This is a genomic window from Halopseudomonas phragmitis (assembly GCF_002056295.1).
In the GTDB taxonomy this organism is placed as follows: domain Bacteria; phylum Pseudomonadota; class Gammaproteobacteria; order Pseudomonadales; family Pseudomonadaceae; genus Halopseudomonas; species Halopseudomonas phragmitis.
On sequence record NZ_CP020100.1, the window covers coordinates 3,112,027 to 3,132,000 of the forward strand.

Here is a 19,974-nt window from a genome sequence, read left to right on the forward strand (position 1 = left end):
GTGCGCAGCGTCCGATCCGCGATAGCTCAGTCGGTAGAGCAAATGACTGTTAATCATTGGGTCCCTGGTTCGAGTCCAGGTCGCGGAGCCAAACAAAAAAGGCCGGTGCATTGCACCGGCCTTTTTCTTTGCCTGATCAGGCTACTTGAGCGATCGACTCTTCCGCCTCGGCCCGCCCCTTGGCCGCCTCACCCTCGCCCATCGCCTGACCTTCGACGTGGACGAACTCGACGTCATCAATGCCGATAAAGCCCAGCGCGGTTTTCAGATAGGGAGCCTGATGATCAAGCGGGCTGCCCTGATAGCGGCCACCACGGGCGGTTACTACGTAGACCTTGCGATCACCGGCCAGACCTACCGGGCCATTTTCGGTGTACTTGAAGGTCCGCCCAGCCTGCAGCACATGATCCAGCCAGGCTTTCAGGGTAGAGGTGATGCCGAAGTTATACATCGCCGAACCGATCACCACGATATCGCTGGTCAACAACTCATCAACCAGCCCAGCAGCGCGGGCCGCGGCAGCACGCTCAGCTTCGTTTTGCTGCTCTGCCGGCTTCATCCAGCCGCCCAGCAGAGTTTCATCCAGGTGTGGCAAGGGCTCTGCCCCAAGGTCACGTACGACCACCTTGGCATCAGCATGGCTGGCGCGCAGGCGCTCAACGAGACGTTCGGTGTATTCACGCGACAGGGAGCCGTCACGGCGGGCACTGGTATGCAAAACAAGAATCTGGGTCATGGCTTGGCAACTCCATCTGTGTTGGGTTTCGATGGAGGCCATACTATGAACCAATCAACAGATATAAAAGCGCAAAAATATGCTTAAAAATATCAACCTGATCGATATATCATGCAGCCTTGCAGTCAACCGTCACACGTACCCGGTTGATTTGCCGGAAAAAGGCCTGGGTCAACACCGTCTTTTCGCCAGCCTTGATACGAACACGACTCGCGGACGGTCGTTCGGGGCCATTAACAAAGGTTGCCTCGCACAACGCTGCATGTTGCCCCTGGTTAACCAGGGTTACCGTGGCGATGTTGCTCATATAGCCACTGGTGGCGGCAATCGAAACCCCCTGGCTCTTGAGTTCGACTTCCACCGGGAAAGCCAAGGCCGTCAAGGGCAAGCACAGCATCAGGCAGGTACACAGATAACCACGCATAGGTCACCCCCTCTCTCACGGATGGGTCTGGCGTTTCTTCCACAATAAGTCAGTGGAGCAGGCAATGAAAGCACCTCGCGTTACTCTCGATCAATGGCGAACCCTTCAGGCCGTAGTAGACCATGGTGGCTTTGCCCAAGCCGCCGAAGCGCTGCACCGCTCTCAGTCCTCGGTCAGTTATACCGTAGCCAGGATGCAGGAGCAGCTCGGTGTCCCGCTGCTTGAAATCGAAGGCCGCAAGGCAGTGCTGACCGAAGCCGGCGCGGTATTACTACGCCGTTCCCGCACTTTGGTAAAACAGGCCAGCCAGTTGGAAATGCTGGCCCACAACATGGACCAGGGGTGGGAACCGGAAGTGCGACTGGTGGTCGATGCGGCCTACCCTACCGAACGTCTGGCCCGCGCGCTGCAGGCGTTCATCCCGCTGAGTCAGGGTTGCCGCGTGCAATTGCGTGAAGAAGTACTGTCCGGGGTCGAGGATTGTTTGCAGGACGGCTCGGCGGATCTGGCCGTGTCCGGCTTGACCATCACCGGCTACATGGCCCAACAACTCAACACTGTCGAGTTCGTCGCCGTGGCCAATCCAGGCCACCCACTACATCAACTGCAGCGTCAACTGAACCACCATGATCTGGAAAGCCACATGCAAGTGGTCATTCGTGATTCCGGCCGCCGCCAACCACGTGATAGCGGCTGGCTCGGGGCCGAACAGCGCTGGACCGTTGCCAGCTTGGCCACCGCCGCCCGCCTGGTAGCCAGCGGCCTGGGGTTCGCCTGGCTACCAGGGCACGAGATCCGCGATCACATCGCCAACGGACAACTCAAGCCCCTGCCGCTGGAACAGGGCGGCCAGCGCTCGCATTATCTTTACTTGTATGCAAACAAGGACAAACCCTTGGGACCTGCCAGCCAGATCCTGGCCAATCTGATCATCGAACACTCAATGCATGACTGATGTCATAAAGCATGGCTAGAATGAGCGCTTTAGTCGCGGCGAAAGGACTGCATAATGCCCGAGATGATCATCAATGGTTGTCGCCTGCACTATACCGATCAGGGCCAGGGGCCCGCAGTACTGCTGATACACGGCCTGGGCTCTAGCAGTCGAGATTGGGAATATCAGTTACCAGCCCTGCTGCCACACTTTCGAGTACTGACCCTGGACATGCGTGGCCACGGGCAAAGTGACAAACCACGACGAGGCTACTCGATCAAGGCCTTCGCCGAAGACTGTCTGAGCTTCATTGAGCAACTGGAGCTGAACAAACCACACCTGGTCGGCATTTCGATGGGCGGCATGATTGCCTTTCAACTGGCCACCGACCACCCGGAAGTCCCCGGCAGCCTGACCATCGTCAACAGTGCCCCGGAAGTCATTCCGAGGCGCCCCACCGAGTTCGCAGCGGCCGCCAAGCGCCTGTTTTTCGCCCACGTATTGCCCATTGGCACTGTCGCCCGCGGCCTGGCCCGGCTGTTGTTTCCCAAGGACGAACAGCAAGCCCTGCGTGAGAAGTTCGAGCAGCGCTGGCGGGAAAACGATCGGCGTGCCTACCTTGCCTCACTGCGCGCCATCGTCGGCTGGGGCGTGAGCGAGCACCTGGACCGGATCGCCTGCCCGGTACTGGTAATCAGTGGCGACAAGGATTACACCCCGGTCGAACATAAGCGCAATTATGTCTGTCGGCTCGGCGATGCCCGGCTTGAGGTGATCAGCGACTCGCGGCATGCTACCCCGGTCGATCAACCCGAGTCGTTCAACCAGTTGCTACTGGATTTTCTGCTGCCACAAGCAGGCCATCACAGCATTCATCACAACAAAACCTGACGGAGTTACACAATGTTGAAACACCTGGCCGGGGCCTGTGCCCTCGCATTTTTTGCCACTACTGCCCTGGCGGACAACCCGCGCGTATTGCTGAATACCAGTCATGGTGATATCGAGCTAGAACTCAATGCCGAGGCAGCGCCGGTCACCGTTGAAAACTTTCTGCGCTATGCCGATGCTGGCCATTACGAAGGCCTGATATTCCACCGGGTCATCCCCGGTTTCATGATCCAGGGTGGCGGTTTTACCCCGGACATGCGCCAACGCGAAGTCGGCACGCCGATCAAGAACGAAGCCGACAATGGCCTGCGCAATGATCGTTACACCATCGCCATGGCCCGCACCCAGGTGGTTGACAGCGCCACCAGTCAGTTCTTCATCAACCTGAGCAACAACGACTTCCTCAACCACGGCAGCCGCGACTTTGGCTACGCAGTGTTCGGCAAAGTCACCAGCGGCGAGCATGTGGTGGAAACCATCGGCAAGGTGCCGACCGGCAACCAGGGCATGCACCAGAACGTTCCGCGCAATCCGGTGACCATTCTCAAGGTAACCCGGGTCGAAAGCGCCGAGTAATAGACCGCGCATCTGGATTGCCACGGGCCAAAGGCCCGTGGCAATCCAGGCGCTATCTCAGCACGACAACAACCCGGTCAATCCCGCCGATAGGGCAAAAACTCCCGGGCCTGTTGCTGATAGCGTTGCACTCCCACCTGCTCGCGCCGAAGAAAGTCCGCCACCGCCTCGTGCAACCCCGGCTGCAGGCGATGCCAAGACTGGGTCAGAACCGGCTCAAAACCGCGAATCAGCTTGTGCTCACCCTGAGCGCCAGCATCAAAGCGTGCTAACCCCTCAGCAATGCAGCGCTCCATCCCCTGATAGAAACAGGTCTCGAAGTGCAGCCTGTCATACTCATCCAGACAGCCCCAATAGCGCCCGTACAGCGTATCCTCGCCCACCAGGAACAACGCCCCGGCAACCTCGCGGCCCTGATGCAGAGCAAAGACCAGGCGCAGCGCCTGGGGCATGGCGGCCGACAGCTGCGTAAAGAACCGCTGACTCAGATAGGGGCTCTGACCCCGCTTGAGATAGGTCGCCGCATAGAACGGATAGAATAGCTCCCAGGCCTGCTGATCAATCTCCTCAGCAGCCAGCCAGCGAAAGCTGATACCTTGCTCGCTCACCGCCTGGCGCTCCTTGCGAAAGTTCTTGCGCTTACGCGAGTTGCAGACGGCCAGGAAATCATCAAACTCGGCATAATCCTGATTGCGCCAGTGGAATTGACAGCCCAGCCGCTGCAGCCAACCACGGCTACGCAACCAGGCGTCCTCCTCTCCGGAATTGAACAGCAGGTGCAGGCTCGAGACCCGCTGCTGCTCAAGCTCGACTTCCAGGCCATCGAGAATCAGTGCTGCACTGTCGATATCACTCGCCAGTAGGCGTGGCCCCTGAACCGGTGAAAACGGAATCGCCGCCAGGTACTTGGGATAGTAGCGCCGCCCTGCCCGTTCCCAAGCCTCGGCCCACTGCCAGTCGAACACATACTCGCCGTAGGAATGGCTCTTCTCGTACAGTGGCAGCAATGCTTGTAGCTGTCCCTGCCGCTCTACCACCCGATGTGCCGGCTGCCAGCCTGTGGCGGTAGTTGTCGCCCCACTGCGCTCCAGCGCGGCTAGAAAGGCATGCCGTAGGAATGGATAACCGGCAGGGACCAGCGCATCCCACTGAGCTTGGGGTAATTGATCGATGCTGTGCAGATTGAGAAGTTTCATGCAATGCCAGGCTCAAAGACAACGCCTAGCATGCCGACTGATGCCCACTCAGGCAAGACGGCCGCCCGAATCGACTCGGGCGACCTGACACGGGTTATTGCTCAGCCCACTCCAAAAAGCTCTTGCGGCTTTCCGGAGTCAGCAGCAGCCAGAGTTGCTGTAGCGTAGTCAGCGTCGCATCACTGTGCGGTAAGGCGGCTTGAGCGGGCTGTACGACCGGGCTCCGGGGTGCGACCGCGGCAGACACCGGCATCAACGCAGGCGCGACGGACTCAGCCGGGGCAGCATATCCCAGCGGCTCCACACTCTGATTACGATCACGCGGCGCCGCATCCCCACTAGAGAATAGCTGACCAATCACGCTACTCGGTACAGCGCCCTCCTGGGCCTGAATTCGTTGCCCGGTACGCGGATTTTCGGCCCAGGCATCAAAGCGTTTGGTCATTTCCCGAGCCTGATCCAGATTTGCTGGCTTCTGGAAGCCCAGGCGCCAGGTTTCACCAGCCTGGCCATTAATGTTGAAGGTTGCTGCGCGCGAACGCACTACTTCATGGGTCATGCCGCCAATATCGAATACCCGGCGATAGTAGGCATCGATCTGATATTCGCCTGGCAATAGGTGCACCTGCTGATCATCGCCGCGCACCAGATTATCCAGCGCAGCAACCTTCTGGCCATTGATGCTCTGAATCTCCAGATCAGCCGGCACTTGCACCACCAGCACCTGACTGGCGGATCGTTCTGGCCCTGAGTAGAGCTTTACCGGCCCCTGCTGGGCACAACCGGCAAGCAAGCTGATCAGAACCACACAAAACAGATTACGCATGGACATCCCTCGTTGCGAAAAGGCGCTATGGCCTGACTGGACAGGTGTGGCCATCACCATGTGACAGCCACAAGACAAGACTAAGGCAGCCTTATGACAGTTTCGTGATAGAAAAAGGCCAGGTTGTACAATGACAACCTGGCCGTTGAAATTCGCCCAGCGATTCAAACCGAGCGAAGGAGCACTTTTAAGCTACGCTCAGAAGTCGTAACGCAGACCGGTGCTGAATGCCTTGGCGTTCTCGCCGTTGACACCAGCGCGAGTGGCGGTACGACCCTGACCCCAAGGAGTCAGGCCAACGTTGTCGTCGTTGGTAACCACCGCGTAGTTGGCGTAGACGCGCAGAGCGCTGTCCAGACGATGCTCGACGCCGATGGCGTACATGTTGCTCTTGGTGTCGTCCAGATCGGCGTCACGGGTCATCCACATGCCGCGAATGTAGGTCTTGGGAGCAACTTTGAAGTCAGCACCCAGGCCCCAGACATCGGCCGAGTTGCGGTCCTGAGTAACGCTGTCGCCAGCCTTGTAGTTAACGTCCTGATAGAAGCCGACCAGTTTGACCGCGTCAGTTACCTTGTAACCGGCAGCCAGACGCCAGGCGTTACGCTTGCCACGGGCGGCATCTTCGTTGTAACGCTCATAGGCCAGAGCTGCATCCAGCGGGCCTTCGGCATAGGTCAACGAGGTGCTGAAGGCGTTGTCCTTGTCTTTGGTGTCGTCATCGTTGGTAGTACCTTCATGCACCGAGTAGGCGAAGTTGGCGGCCAGGCCGTTGAACTTCGGAGTCTGGTAATGCACGGTGTTGTCGGTACGCTCGTCGAAGCGGCCATCACCAACGCGGGTCAGGTTGCGCATGTCACCGACCTGATCACCGAACAAGTTGGCTGGACCACGGGCGGCCTTGAACGGGGTATCGAAGCGACCCAGACGGATCATCCCCATATCACCACTCAGACCGACGAAAGTGTCGCGAGTAGTGAAGGTGTCGTTGGTGCCACTGTTGCTGATATTGACTTCCTGTTCAATCTGGAAGAACGCAGTCAACGAATCCAGTTCACGGCTGCCTTTAAAACCGATACGCGAGGAGTTGCTGGAGATGTTGGTTTCCGAGTAACGATCAACATCCAGATAATCTACAGACACATGGACCCGGCCATAGATGGAAACATCAGCCATGGCAGCGGCGGGGATGGCCGCAGCCAGGGTGGTCAAGGCGAATCCGGCAAAATGCTTACGCAGTGTCATTGAGTCTTCCCTCAGTTATGTTTTGCGTTGACAGAAAAACAACACGTTGGCGCCAGCCCGACTGGCTGGCCCGGTGTTGGAGGGAATCTTCTCAGGGGGTTATTTCAGCTCAGTTGCATTGGAATGAAGATTTGATGACAACGGAACTTTTTGGAATAAGAGACAAAACAAGGAGTTGGCGGACTCAGGTCCCGCGCGGTTGCTGATAACGCATGGATTGCCGCGTCGCTACGCGACTCGCAATGACGCGGATAGGTGGGACTGGCGCGCATTGCGCAAAGACCACACCTCGTCACTGTATGAGCCGGAGGCCCGTGGTAATCCGAGAGGGGTTACAGGTCACGCATGGATGCCGCATCGGCGGATGGCCGCCCCCGGCTCCTCGCAATGACAGTGGCTGGGCCATGGTGCGTTAGCCGCACCTCGTCATTGCGAGGGCCGAAGGCCCGTGGCAATCCAGGCGGATTGCCGGGCGGGAGCTAGAGGTTAGGTGATTAACGCTTGCGCACAATCACGCTGCCGATCGAGTAACCGGCACCGAACGAGCAGATCACCCCATGACTGCCACTTGGCAGGTCATCCTGATGCTTGTGGAAAGCGATGATCGAGCCAGCCGAGCTGGTGTTGGCGTACTCATCGAGCACCACTGGCGCTTCCTGAGCATCCGGATCGCGGCCCAGCAGCTTACGAGCAATCAACATGTTCATGTTGAGGTTGGCCTGGTGCAGCCAGAAGCGCTTGACGTCGGTCACCGGCAGGTTGTGCTCTTGCAAGTGATTGCCGATCAGCTCAGCCACCATCGGGCAGACATCCTTGAACACCTTACGCCCCTGCTGCACGAACAGCTTGTCCGGCGCGCCGACGCCGCTTTCATCGCAGCGGTTGAGAAAACCGAAGTTGTTGCGGATATTGTTGGAGAACTTGGTCAACAGCTTGGTACCCAGAATATCGAACTGGCGCGAAGATACGGCCTGGTCGGCACGCTCAACGATCACCGCGGTGCAAGCGTCACCAAAGATGAAGTGGCTGTCACGGTCACGGAAGTTCATGTGGCCGGTGCAGATTTCCGGGTTGACCATCAGTACCGCGCGGGCCTGGCCAAGCTGGACGCTGTTGGCCGCGGCCTGGATGCCGAAGGTTGCCGAGGAACAGGCCACATTCATGTCAAACCCGAAGCCTTCGATCCCCAGTGCCTCCTGCACTTCAACGGCAATCGCCGGATAGGCACGCTGCAGGTTGGAGCAGGCAACGATCACGCCGTCGATATCGGCAGCAGTACGGCCAGCATTCTCCAACGCCTGAGTGGCTGCCTTGACCGCCATTTCGCAAAGCACCGACCATTCGTCATTGCTGCGCTCAGGGATGCTCGGCACCATGCGATTGATATCCAGAATGCCGTCCTTGTTGACCACAAAGCGGCTCTTGATACCCGAGGCCTTCTCGATGAAGTCGGTACTGGAGGGCGCCAGGGCTTCCAGCTCACCCGCAGCGATGGCATCGGCATTGTCGCGGTTGAATTGCTCAACATAGGCATTGAAGCTTTCAACCAGTTCTTCATTGCTGATGCTGTTGGGGGGTGTATACAAACCCGTTCCGCTGATCACGACTTTCTGCACGGTCGGTCCTCTATCGTTCACTCAATACGTTATAAATATCCCGGTGCACGCTGGCCAAGCCAGTCCAGCACCAGGGGAAAATGTTCCTGGGTCGCCTGCGGATGCGTCAGCAGGTCGTTGTGACCATAATTGCGAGAGCAGCCAAGGCCCTTCTTGAGCAGCACTACTTGCGCATCATGCTCACCCAACTCACGGGCAAAGGCTTTTACGTCATCCACATGCCCCAGGTAATGGTCGTTTTTGCCAGCCAGATACAACCCGGGAGGCCAGGCCAGCGTTTTCACTGCCAAAGCATAGTCGAAACCGTCCTCCAGATCACGCCATTGGCCACCATTCATCCAGGCAAGATTGGCACGCAGCATGGCGCGCGACTCATCTGCAGAGCCGATACCCAGTGCCCGCGCAGGAATCAGCCCGTTGAAAAGGCCGATCAGCGGCGCTACCCGGCACCAGAGCAGATCGATCATCAGGCGTTTGCGCCAATTGCGCTGGCGAATCACCCGCTTGCTAGCAAAATGCACCTGCCCGGCCAGGTATTGCAGCCACTGAGGCTGACGAGCCAAGGCACTGGCCAGCCAGACCCCGCCCCAGGAGTGGCTGATGGCGAACCAGGGCTGGTTCGGGTGGCGCTGCGCGATCAGTTCGAACAGAGCCGGCAGGTCCTCGGTAATCAATTGATGCTGAGTGACCTGCAAACCACGGCTCAGAGGTGGCTCGCTCTCGCCGCGCCCGCGCAGGTCAGCCACATAAACCTCATAGCCTGCATCGGCCAGCCAGGGCGCCAACCCTTGCCCGCCGCGCGACCAGAAAATCCGTCCATCTTCGACCAGGCCATGGACCATCAATATCGCCGGCCCGCCCCGGCCAGGAAAATGCCGCACATGTAGCCGGACCTGATCATCGACACTGACCTGCAGAGCGTTACCCGGGGTTTCGAACACAATGGCGCTCCTTGATGGCATTAGGGAATCACAGTGTAAACATCAATTCCCTATCAGGCTGTGATCTCCTGCCAAAGTTTCATCAATCGTTTCTCGGAAACCGGCATCCGGGTGCCCAACTGCTGGGCGAACAGTGACACCCGATATTCCTCAACCAGCCAACGCCACTGATCCAGGCGCGGGTCGGCCCGACCTTCCTGACGCAGCCGCTCGCTGCGGTCACGGTACAACTGGCCCAGGCGTTGCAACTCCTCGGTCCAGACCCGGTCGCGCTGCACCTGGCTACCCAGCTTATCCAAGCGCTGATCGATCGCGCCGAGATAGCGCAGATATTGATCCAGCCACTCGGCTGGCACGGCTCGCACAAACCCCTTGAACACAAGCCCAGCCAGTTGCTCACGGATATCATTGAGCGCCAGCGCCCAGCTCAGGTCGATCCGCCCCTTGAGACGCTTCTGCACCGCATGCCAGGCCTTGAGAATGGCTAGCACCTGGCCACCTAGCTTCTCGGCCACCGCCATCCATTCACCACGACCAGCCTCAATACAAGTCTCCAGCGCTTGCGGATCGCGTGGCAGAGGCCCGCTGGCAAGAAACGCGCGGTCAACGGCGGCCAGCAGCAGATCCTCGGTCAACTGTTGCTGCGTGCCAAAATCACGGTAGTAGATGGCTGCCTCTTTGACCGAGCTCAGCTTCTGACGCAGGTAGCGGGCCTGCTCGTTGAGCCGCTCGAGTATCAACCGCTGCACCCCCAGCCTATGGGCCTGCTCGGCCTGGGTCTGGGTATCGTAGAGCTGTTCGGCAACTTTTACGCCTTGTTCACCCTGCCCTCCCTGCTCGCTCCAGGCCGGCCAGAAGGTCACCGCGATACCGGCTTGCTGGCTCGTTACCTGTTCCGGCAATGCTGTCTGGCCAGCGGGCCGCTCGGGCTCGTGCTGAGGCTCGGGCAGTGGCGCACTGCGCTGTGGCAAGCCCGCCAGTTCACTGCACAACAGCCCAAGATCACGTCCCTGGGCAACCACCTTGCCAGCCGCATCCAGCACTTCAATACGCATGCGCAGGTGGGTTTCCAGCTCAGCAGAATCCCAGGCATCGTCAGGAATTCGCGCACCAGTCATGCGCGTCAGCTCACGGCCGAGCACCTGAGTCAAATTGCCCTGAGCAAACGGCATGCGCTCCAGCGCGGCGCGAACGAAATCCGGCACCGGCACAAAGTTCTTGCGCAGCGCCTTGGGCAGCCCCCGTACCAACGCCACACACTTATCGAACAGCAACCCTGGCACCAGCCACTCCAGGCGCTCGGCCGGCAATTGGCGCAGCAACGCCGCCGGCACCCTGAGCGTTACGCCATCAGCCTCGTGATTGGGCTCGAAGTGATAACTGAGCGGCAGTGCGACCTGTTCCCAGCGCCATACATCCGGATACTGCTCGGCGGTTACCTCGCCCGCTTCGCGCTGGAGCAGCTCGTCACGAGTCATATGCAGCAGTTGGGGCTCGCTCTGGCTGGTCTTTTTCAACCACCGTTCAAAACTGGCAAGCTGACAGATATTGGCCGGAATCCGCGCATCGAAATAACGGAACAGGGTCTGGTCATCGACCAGAATATCGCGCTTGCGCGCCTTGGCCTCCAGCTCATCGAGCTGAGCCAGCAACTGGCGGTTAGCCTGATTGAATGCCGCCCGGCCATGCCATTCACCGTCGACCAATGCCCGGCGAATGAAGATCTCGCGCGAGACGACCGGATCGATCGGACCAAAATGCACCTTACGCCTGGGCACGATGATCAAACCGTAGAGGCTGACCTGCTCATAGGCCACCACCTGACCGCGCTTTTTCTCCCAATGTGGCTCGCTGTGACTGGTCTTGACCAGATGCCCTGCGAGCGGCTCGACCCACTGCGGATCGATCTTGGCCGCCAGCCGGCCGTACAGTCGACGGGTTTCAGTCAATTCAGCAACCATGACCCAGGCCGGGCGTTTCTTGGCCAGGGCCGAGGATGGATGCAGCAGGAAGCGCCGCTGACGGGCGCCCTGATAGTCGCCCTCTTCGGTCTTGTTGCCGATCTGGCTGAGCAGCCCGGCCAGCAGCGCCTGATGCACGGCGTCATAGCTGGCCGGCACAGGGTTGAGGTTGAGTCCCAGGTCACGGCAGGTCAGCAGCAACTGGCGGTGCGTTTCACGCCATTCACGCAACCGCAGGTAATTGAGGAAGTTGCGCCGGCACCAACTGCGTAACTGACTCTGACTGAGTGCCTGACGTTGCTCTTCAAAACCCCGCCAGAGGTTGATGAAGGCAACGAAGTCCGAACTGTCGTCCTTCCACTGCGCATGGGCCTGATCAGCGGCCTGTTGACGTTCAACCGGGCGCTCTCGCGGATCCTGTACCGCCAGCGCGCTGGCGATGATCAGCGCTTCGTCGAGGCTGTTCAGACGGCTGGCTTCGATCAGCATGCGGCCAATACGCGGGTCGACCGGTAGCCGCGCCAACTGCCGGCCGACTTCGCTGATCTGGCCCGACTTATCGACTGCGCCCAACTCCTGCAGCAGAGTGAAGCCGTCACTGATCGCGCGGCCATCTGGCGGCTCAATAAACGGGAAGTCCTCAATTCGCCCCAGACGCAGATGCAGCATCTGCAAAATGACCGCCGCCAGATTGGTGCGCAGGATCTCGGGATCGGTAAAGGCCGGCCGGGCATTGAAATCGTCTTCGCCATACAGCCGCACGCAAATGCCCGGAGCAACCCGTCCGCAGCGCCCTTTGCGCTGGTTGGCACTGGCCTGTGATATTGCTTCGACCGGCAGCCGCTGAACCTTGGAACGCGGGCTGTAGCGGCTGATGCGCGCCTCGCCAGGGTCGATTACATAAACAATGCCCGGCACCGTGAGCGAGGTTTCCGCCACGTTGGTAGCCAGCACCACCCGGCGCCCGGCATGTGGGGCAAAGATTTTCTGCTGTTCGCTGACTGACAGCCGCGCATAGAGCGGCAGAATTTCGGTATGCCTGAGGTTGGCCTTGCGCAGAAACTCGGCGGTATCGCGAATCTCGCGCTCGCCGGGCAAAAAGATCAGGGCATCGCCCGGTCCTTTGCCCTGGCTACGCTCCTGCTGCTCCAGTTCACGCAGCGCGGCGAGGATGCCCTGATCGATCGACAGGTCTTCCTCAACCGGGTTGCCCTCCTCGTCCATCTCGGCAGCCAGCGGCCGGTACCAGACATCCACAGGATAGGTGCGCCCGGACACCTCGATGATCGGCGCGCCATCAAAGTGCTGGGAGAAGCGCTCCAGATCGATGGTCGCCGAGGTGATGATCAGCTTGAGATCGGGCCGCTTGGCCAGGATAGTCTTGAGGTAGCCGAGCAGAAAATCGATGTTCAGGCTACGCTCATGAGCCTCATCGATGATCAGGGTGTCATAGCGCTCCAGAAAACGGTCATGCTGGGTTTCAGCCAGCAGGATGCCGTCGGTCATCAGCTTGACCAGGGTGTTCTCATTACTCTGATCGGTAAAGCGCACCTGGTAACCAACCAGCTCACCCAGACCGCTGCCCAGCTCTTCGGCCACCCTGCTGGCAACACTGCGCGCGGCCAGCCGGCGCGGCTGGGTATGCCCGATCAACCCGTAGGCACCACGCCCCAGCTCCAGGCAGATCTTCGGCAACTGGGTAGTCTTGCCCGAGCCGGTTTCGCCGGCGATCACCACCACCTGATGGGCAGCAATCGCCTGCTTGATCTCCTCACGCTTGGCGGCAATCGGCAGGTTATCGTCGTAGCGGATCGACGGCACGCTGGCACGGCGCTGTGCTACCTGGGCACAGGAGCGCTGAAAGCGCTCCAACCATTGGCTCAGCTTATGCTCATCCGGTTGCTTGCCGAGGTTATGCAATTGCCGGCGCAAACGATGGCGGTCAGCCGCCATGGCCTGATCAAGATTGTTGGCGAGTTGGTGCAGGTTGGTCATGAACGGCCTGTCAGAAATGAAACACCCCGCCCGGTTACCCGGGCGGGGTGCATTGTCGCAAAGAACGCGGCTCAGGTGTTACTTGGCGCCGAGTTTCTTCAGCTCTTCGTCACGCAGTTCACGACGCAGGATCTTGCCAACGTTGGTGGTCGGCAGGGCATCGCGGAACTCGACGAACTTGGGCACTTTGTAGCCGGTCAGGTTGTTGCGCATGTGGTCCTTGACCTGCTCTTCGCTGAGTTGCGCACCGGGCGCCTTGACCAGGAACACCTTGATCGCTTCACCGGACTTCTCATCCGGCACCCCGATCGCAGCGCACTGCACCACACCAGGAATCGCAGCCATTACGTCTTCCAGTTCGTTGGGATAGACGTTGAAGCCAGAGACCAGAATCATGTCTTTCTTGCGATCGACAATGCGCAGGAAACCGTCTTCCTGGATGATGGCGATGTCGCCGGTTTTCAGCCAGCCTTCAGCATCGAGAATCTCGGCAGTGGCTTCTGGACGCTGCCAGTAGCCTTTCATCACCTGCGGGCCCTTGACGCACAGCTCGCCACGCTCACCGATCGGCAGCTCGTTGCCATCGTCGTCGATGATCTTGCACAGAGTCGAGGGTACCGGGATACCGATGGTGCCGATCTGTACCGCATCGATCGGGTTTACCGTGGCTACCGGGCTGGTTTCGGTCATGCCGTAACCTTCGCAGATCTTGCAGCCGGTAACCTGCTCCCAGCGCTCGGCAGTTGCCAATTGCAGGGCCATGCCGCCAGACAGAGTAACCTTGAACTTGCTGAAGTCGAGCTTGCGGAATTCCTCGCTGTTGCACAGGGCAACAAACAGGGTATTGAGGCCGACAAAACCGCTGAACTTGAACTTGGACAGTTCCTTGACGAAGGCCGGAATATCGCGCGGATTAGTGATCAGCACGTTGTGGTTACCGCTGATCATCATCGCCATGCAATGGAAGGTGAAGGCGTAGATGTGATACAGCGGCAGCGGGCAAATCACGACCTCTTCGCCATCAACCATGTTGGCACCCATCAGCGCCTTGGACTGCAGCATGTTGGCGACCAGATTGCGGTGGGTCAGCATCGCGCCCTTGGCTACGCCGGTGGTGCCGCCGGTGTATTGCAGCACAGCGATGTCATCACCTGCAGGCGAGGCTTCCTGAAAGCTCTGGCCTTTGCCCTTGGCCATGGCGTCATTGAAGCGGACCATGCCGGGAATGTTGTAGGCCGGCACCATTTTCTTCACATGCTTGACCACGGTATTGACCAGCAGGCGCTTGAGCGGCGGCAGCATGTCACCGACTTCGGTAACGATGACCTGCTTGACTCCGGTCTTGGGTACCACTTCTTCGGCCAGATGGGCCATGTTGGCCAGGCAGACCAGTGCCTTGGCGCCGGAGTCGTTGAACTGGTGTTCCATTTCGCGGGCGGTGTACAGCGGGTTGGTGTTGACCACCACATAACCGGCACGCATGGCCCCGAAGACGACGATCGGGTACTGGAGAACGTTGGGCATCTGTACCGCAATGCGATCACCCGGCTGCAGGCCAGTATGTTTTTGCAGGTAAGCAGCGAATTGCCCGGACAGGGCGTACATTTCACCGTAGGTGATGGTCTTGCCCAGATTGCTGAAGGCCGGCTTGTCGGCGAACTTTTGGCAGGACTCCTTGAGAACGGCAAGGATATTGGGGTACTGATCCGGATTGATCTCGGTGGGAATGCCCGCCGGATACTTGTCCTTCCAGAAATTTTCAAGCATAGATGCCCGCTCCTGAACAGGTTCGGCTCAAGGCCGATATTGCCTTTATATTAGGTTCTTCTAGAAATTTTGGCTTTTCGCCGCATGTTCGTGAACGAATCTTGCTATTCGGTCGAAAAGTGGCCGAAGACTAGCAGTTTTTCTCAAACCAAACCAGTCTTGCCAGAGTTACAGAGGGTAAGTGCTGGCCTGGAGCGTCGGACGCCGCTCAACATGCACGGCGCCCTTCCAGGTCATATTCTCAGACGATCATGAACAGACTCTTAGAGATCCCGCAGCTCACGGCGCAGGATCTTGCCCACCGGAGTCATCGGCAGCGACTCACGAATTTCATAATGCTTGGGCACCTTGTAACCGGTGAAATTCTCACGACAGTAGGCCTTGAGCTCATCAATGGTCAACTCACCGGAACTCGGCACCACGAACAGCTTGACCGCCTCCCCGGACTTCTCATCCGGCACTCCGATGGCTGCTGCGTTGGCAACCTTGGGATGGGCAGCGACAACGTCTTCAATCTCGTTCGGATAAACGTTGAAGCCGGAAACGATGATCAGGTCCTTCTTGCGATCCACGATGCTGACGAAGCCATCTTCATCGATGATCGCTACGTCGCCGGTCTTCAGCCAGCCTTCGGCATCCAGCACCTCTGCGGTGGCTTCCGGACGCTGCCAGTAGCCCTTCATCACCTGCGGACCTTTGACGCACAGCTCGCCACGCTCACCGATCGGCAGTTCGTTGCCATCATCATCGATCACCTTCAGCCCGGTGCCCGGCGCAGGCAGACCAACCGAGCCCAGACGGGCCAGACCATCGCCTGGGCTGGAACAGACCACCGGCGACGTTTCGGTCAGGCCATAACCTTCGCCGATCAGGCAGCCGGTTTTGCTCTGCCAGCGTTCAGCAGTAGCCTTGACCAAGGCGGTACCGCCGGAGCTGGTCGACTTGAGCTTGGAGAAGTCGATGTCGGCAAACTCTGGATGTTCCATCAACGCTACGAACAGGGTGTTCAGACCAACAATGGAAGAGAACTGCCACTTTTTCAGTTCCTTGACGAAACCGGGGATGTCACGCGGATTGGTGATCAGAATATTGTGATGCCCAGCCAGCATCATGCACATGCAGTTCACGGTGAAGGCGAAGATGTGGTACAGCGGCAGCGGTGCTATCACCACCTCGCCGTCGTCGCTCATGATCTTCTTGCCGTCCTTGTCGACCTGCTGCATGTTGGCGTAGACCTGCAGCATGTTGGCCACCAGGTTGCCGTGGGTCAGCATCGCGCCTTTGGCTACGCCGGTGGTGCCGCCGGTGTACTGCAGGACTGCAACGTCGTCCAGAGCTTTGCTGACCGGTTTGGGCGACTGGCCGGCGGACTTCTTCAGGGAGTCCTTGATCGAGACAGCCTGCGGCAACTGGTACTCCGGGACCATTTTCTTGACTTTCTTGACCACGGTATTGACCAGCCAGCCCTTGAAGGTCGGCAGCATATCGCCCATACGCGCTTCAAACAGGTACTTGATCTCGGTATCGGGCAGCACTTCCTGAACCAAGTGGCCGAACAGGTTCATGTAAACCAGCGCCTTGACCCCGGCATCCTTGAACTGGTGGCGCATTTCCCGCGCGGTATACAGCGGGTTGGTGTTAACCACGACCAGACCGGCGCGCATGGCACCGAATACCACTACGGGGAACTGGAGGACGTTGGGCATCTGCACAGCGATCCGGTCGCCGGGCTTGAGGTCGGTATGGTTTTGCAGATAGCTGGCGAAGGCGGCGGAGTAACGTTCCAGGTCGCCGTAGGTGATGGTAACGCCCATGTTGGTGAACGCGGGGCGTTCGGCATATTTGCGACAGGACTGTTCGAAGACGTCGATGATCGAACTGTACTGCCCCAAGTCGATATCATTGGGTACCCCGGCCGGGCGTTTGTCGTTCCAGAACGCTGCTTCCATTATTGTTGTCCTCTTCCCCGTATTGATGCGGTAGTGTGTATTTATAGTGCTTCTCGCTCGCGGGCCTGCCCCCGAGACGAAGCTCGTTATCGGTTGCAACGGGAAAATTACCAGCAACCGAGTGAAATACAAAACCCTGTTCTGTTTCATTTGGTATATGAATACTGCCGCTGCACTCCAACCCAATCGTCTCGAAAGGACACAGCATGCACTACCAGCCCGACTGGCTTGAACGCCCGGACGCAGCCCGGCTGCGAGTTCACCGCTGGCACCCGGACAGCCCACCTCGGGCAACGCTGCTCATCAGCCATGGTATGGCCGAACATGCTCAGCGCTATCAGCGCCTGGCCGCAAGCTGCACTGAGGAGGGCTATCAGGTGGTTGCACTCGATCAGCGAGGGCATGGCGCCAGCGCAGCCTGCGGTCAACTGGGACACTTTGCCGATCAGCACGGCTGGCGAGCGGTGATCGATGATCTTGGGGCGCTGCTCAAGCAGGTTCGCCGCGAGCAACCAACACTGCCAATATGCCTGCTGGGTCACAGCATGGGGTCGTATATCAGCCAGGGCCTGCTACTGCAGCAGCCAGCAGCTGCCGATGCACTGATCCTCAGCGGCAGCAACGCTCACCCACCCTGGCTCAGTCGCCTGGCGCGCTTTGGCGCCAGTATTGAAGGCCAATTACGCGGCTGGCAGCAGCCGGCCCTGACGGTTGAACGCCTGAGTTTTGGTCAGTTCAACCGTCAGTTCCACCCAAACCGAACCCGTGCCGACTGGCTTAGCCGGGATCCGCTTGAAGTCGATCAGTACCTCAACGATCCACTCTGTGGCTTTGCCTGTAGCGCCCGGCTTTGGCACGATCTGTTCGGCGGCCTGCTGGAAATTGCCGACCCGATAGCCTTACAAAGGCTGCCAGCCAGCCTGCCGGTTTTGATCATTGGCGGCGATGCCGACCCGGTCAGCGCTGGAGATGGTCTGAAGAAACTGTGTCGGCGCTTGCAGCACGCCGGGCTTGAACGAGTAGAATTACGCCTTTATCCGGGCGCTCGTCATGAGCTGTTCAACGAGACCAACCGAGCCCAGGCCACCCAGGACCTGCTCGACTGGCTCGTGCAGGCTCTGCCCGCCGCCACCCAGCATCAGGAGAATCAGAATGTCCAAGCTTGAAAACCGCACCTACGACGAACTCACTGTTGGCGACAAGGCCCACGTTAGCCACAGTGTCAGCGAGCGCGACCTGACGCTGTTCGCCGCAGTCTCCGGTGACGTCAACCCGGTGCACCTGGACGAGGCCTTTGCCGCCGCCACCCCGTTCAAAGGCCGCATCGCTCACGGCATGTTCTCTGGCGCCCTGATCTCCGCTGCCATCGCCTGCGAGCTGCCTGGCCCTGGTAGCATCTATATTGGCCAGGAGCTCAGCTTCATGCGCCCTGTACGTCTGGGCGACAGCCTGCGTGTTGAGCTGGAAATTCTGGAAAAACTGCCAAAGAACCGAGTCAAGATCGCCACCCGGGTCTTCAATCAGGACGATAAGCAGGTGGTCGATGGCGTAGCCACAGTGATGGCACCAACAGAGAAGGTCAGCATCGAGAAGCCAGAGCTGCCGACAGTTCAGGTAAGTTAAGCTGGCAGGAGCGCTCTGCGAGCGCGAATGGGCCCTGCAGTCTTCGCTAGCTCACGTCGCGGCCGCAGACCGCTCCCACAAGCTCTGAGCAATTAGCGCTAACGCTATTTGCTCAGATAACGCATCCCCTCTTCCAACCCTTCCAGAGTCAGCGGGTACATGCGGTCTTCGATCAGATCACGAATGATCCGGGTCGAGGTGGTGTAATCCCAGGCATCCTTGGGGTACGGGTTGATCCAGATGAGCTTCTTGTACTTCTCCATGAAGCGCTGAATCCACACATGCCCGGCCTCTTCGTTCCAGTGCTCGACACTGCCACCGGGCTGGGTGATTTCGTAGGGCGCCATGGCGGCATCACCGACGAACACCACCTTGTAGTCCGGACCATATTTGTGCAACAGATCGATGGTCGGGGTGCGTTCGCTGGTACGGCGCAGGTTGTTCTTCCACACCGATTCATAGATGCAGTTATGGAAATAGAAGTACTCCAGGTGCTTGAACTCGGTACGACAGGCCGAGAACAGCTCCTCGCAGACCTTGATATGCGCATCCATCGAACCGCCGATATCGAACAGCAGCAGCAGCTTGACCGCGTTGCGTCGCTCGGGGCGCATCTGGATATTCAGCAGGCCACCGTCACGCGCGGTGTGATCAATGGTACCGTCGATATCGAACTCTTCAGCCGCACCGGTTCGGGCAAACTTGCGCAGCCGGCGCAGGGCCACCTTGATATTGCGCGTGCCGAGTTCGACCTGGTCATCAAGGTTCTTATACTCGCGCTGATCCCAGACCTTGACCGCCTTGCCCTGACGCTTGCCAGCATTGCCGACACGGATGCCTTCGGGGTTGAAGCCACCGGAGCCGAACGGGCTGGTGCCGCCGGTACCGATCCACTTGTTGCCCCCCTCGTGGCGCTCCTTCTGTTCTTCAAGGCGTTTCTTGAACTCCTCGATCAGCTTGTCCAGGCCGCCCAGGCTCTGGATCTGGGCCTTTTCCTCATCGGTCAGCAGGCGCTCGAATTCCTTGCGCAGCCAATCTTCAGGAATCAGCGCCTCAAGCAACTGATCGAGATTTTCCAGCCCCTTGAAGTAGGCACTGAAGGCGCGGTCAAACTTGTCGAAATGGCGCTCATCCTTGACCATTACGGTGCGCGACAGGTAGTAGAACTCTTCCATGTCGGCAAACACCACATGGTGCTTGAGCGCATTGATCAGATCTAGCAGCTCACGGACCGAGACCGGCACCTTGGCTGCACGCATTTCATTGAACAGGCCCAATAACATCGGGCACCCCC

Annotated in this window: 16 protein-coding genes and 1 tRNA gene; 6 read left to right on the plus strand and 11 right to left on the minus strand. The window is 59.0% G+C overall.

Translation table 11 applies throughout. The annotated features are described in order from the left end of the window. The first annotated feature begins 15 nt into the window (after positions 1-15). Positions 16-91 (plus strand) — tRNA-Asn (locus BVH74_RS14460). A 45-nt stretch (positions 92-136) separates the two neighbouring features. Here the strand turns inward: BVH74_RS14460 and BVH74_RS14465 are convergent. Both BVH74_RS14465 and BVH74_RS14470 read right to left on the minus strand, forming a co-directional pair. Next, entirely contained in the window at positions 137-736 is a 600-nt protein-coding gene (locus BVH74_RS14465; RefSeq protein ID WP_080050774.1) for an FMN-dependent NADH-azoreductase, read from the minus strand. 109 nt (positions 737-845) lie between these two features. Then, on the minus strand, positions 846-1,160 hold the full coding sequence (locus BVH74_RS14470; protein WP_080050775.1) for a hypothetical protein: 315 nt from the start codon (positions 1,158-1,160) through the stop codon (positions 846-848). Between the two features lie 64 nt (positions 1,161-1,224). Between BVH74_RS14470 and BVH74_RS14475 the strand changes: the two genes are divergently transcribed. The 3 genes from BVH74_RS14475 to BVH74_RS14485 are packed head-to-tail and all read left to right on the plus strand — an operon-like array spanning position 1,225 to position 3,561. After that, positions 1,225-2,115, plus strand: coding sequence for a LysR family transcriptional regulator (locus tag BVH74_RS14475; protein ID WP_080050776.1), 891 nt, complete (start codon positions 1,225-1,227; stop codon positions 2,113-2,115). A 54-nt stretch (positions 2,116-2,169) separates the two neighbouring features. After that, positions 2,170-2,985 (plus strand): alpha/beta fold hydrolase, encoded by an 816-nt coding sequence (locus BVH74_RS14480; protein ID WP_080050777.1) that lies wholly within the window; start codon positions 2,170-2,172, stop codon positions 2,983-2,985. A 12-nt stretch (positions 2,986-2,997) separates the two neighbouring features. Continuing rightward, positions 2,998-3,561 (plus strand): peptidylprolyl isomerase, encoded by a 564-nt coding sequence (locus BVH74_RS14485; protein WP_080050778.1) that lies wholly within the window; start codon positions 2,998-3,000, stop codon positions 3,559-3,561. Positions 3,562-3,638: 77 nt separating this feature from the next. On the opposite strand, the gene BVH74_RS14490 is transcribed toward BVH74_RS14485, so the two are convergent. The 8 genes from BVH74_RS14490 to BVH74_RS14525 all read right to left on the minus strand — a co-directional run bounded on the left by BVH74_RS14490 (position 3,639) and on the right by BVH74_RS14525 (position 17,057). Then, positions 3,639-4,757 carry a GNAT family N-acetyltransferase gene (locus BVH74_RS14490; protein ID WP_080050779.1) on the minus strand — a complete coding sequence of 373 codons (1,119 nt, stop codon included), beginning with the start codon at positions 4,755-4,757 and terminating at the stop codon, positions 3,639-3,641. A 94-nt stretch (positions 4,758-4,851) separates the two neighbouring features. Then, on the minus strand, positions 4,852-5,583 hold the full coding sequence (locus BVH74_RS14495; RefSeq protein ID WP_080050780.1) for a DUF2057 family protein: 732 nt from the start codon (positions 5,581-5,583) through the stop codon (positions 4,852-4,854). 198 nt (positions 5,584-5,781) lie between these two features. Then, on the minus strand, positions 5,782-6,828 hold the full coding sequence (locus BVH74_RS14500) for a porin (protein WP_080050781.1): 1,047 nt from the start codon (positions 6,826-6,828) through the stop codon (positions 5,782-5,784). A 494-nt stretch (positions 6,829-7,322) separates the two neighbouring features. After that, the gene (locus BVH74_RS14505; RefSeq protein WP_080050782.1) at positions 7,323-8,444 is read right to left on the minus strand and encodes a beta-ketoacyl-ACP synthase III; all 1,122 of its coding nucleotides are present in this window, start codon (positions 8,442-8,444) and stop codon (positions 7,323-7,325) included. Between the two features lie 29 nt (positions 8,445-8,473). Next, on the minus strand, positions 8,474-9,385 hold the full coding sequence (locus BVH74_RS14510) for an alpha/beta fold hydrolase (RefSeq protein ID WP_165443802.1): 912 nt from the start codon (positions 9,383-9,385) through the stop codon (positions 8,474-8,476). A gap of 53 nt (positions 9,386-9,438) precedes the next feature. Then, complete coding sequence (hrpA, locus tag BVH74_RS14515; RefSeq protein WP_080050784.1) at positions 9,439-13,341, minus strand: ATP-dependent RNA helicase HrpA; 3,903 nt, start codon at positions 13,339-13,341, stop codon at positions 9,439-9,441. Between the two features lie 78 nt (positions 13,342-13,419). Beyond that, on the minus strand, positions 13,420-15,108 hold the full coding sequence (gene fadD1 / locus BVH74_RS14520) for a long-chain-fatty-acid--CoA ligase FadD1 (RefSeq protein ID WP_080050785.1): 1,689 nt from the start codon (positions 15,106-15,108) through the stop codon (positions 13,420-13,422). A 263-nt stretch (positions 15,109-15,371) separates the two neighbouring features. Next, a complete protein-coding gene (locus BVH74_RS14525; RefSeq protein WP_080050786.1) occupies positions 15,372-17,057 on the minus strand; it encodes a long-chain-fatty-acid--CoA ligase in 1,686 nt (561 codons plus the stop codon). A gap of 206 nt (positions 17,058-17,263) precedes the next feature. Here BVH74_RS14525 and BVH74_RS14530 point away from each other — a divergent pair, with 206 nt between their 5' ends. Both BVH74_RS14530 and BVH74_RS14535 read left to right on the plus strand, forming a co-directional pair. Beyond that, a complete protein-coding gene (locus BVH74_RS14530; RefSeq protein ID WP_080050787.1) occupies positions 17,264-18,223 on the plus strand; it encodes an alpha/beta hydrolase in 960 nt (319 codons plus the stop codon). Continuing rightward, positions 18,210-18,680, plus strand: coding sequence for a MaoC/PaaZ C-terminal domain-containing protein (locus tag BVH74_RS14535; protein WP_080050788.1), 471 nt, complete (start codon positions 18,210-18,212; stop codon positions 18,678-18,680). The genes BVH74_RS14530 and BVH74_RS14535 overlap by 14 nt, the downstream gene beginning before the upstream one ends. A 104-nt stretch (positions 18,681-18,784) precedes the next feature. On the opposite strand, the gene BVH74_RS14540 is transcribed toward BVH74_RS14535, so the two are convergent. Continuing rightward, positions 18,785-19,963, minus strand: coding sequence for a vWA domain-containing protein (locus BVH74_RS14540; RefSeq protein ID WP_080050789.1), 1,179 nt, complete (start codon positions 19,961-19,963; stop codon positions 18,785-18,787). Between the last annotated feature and the right edge of the window lie 11 nt (positions 19,964-19,974).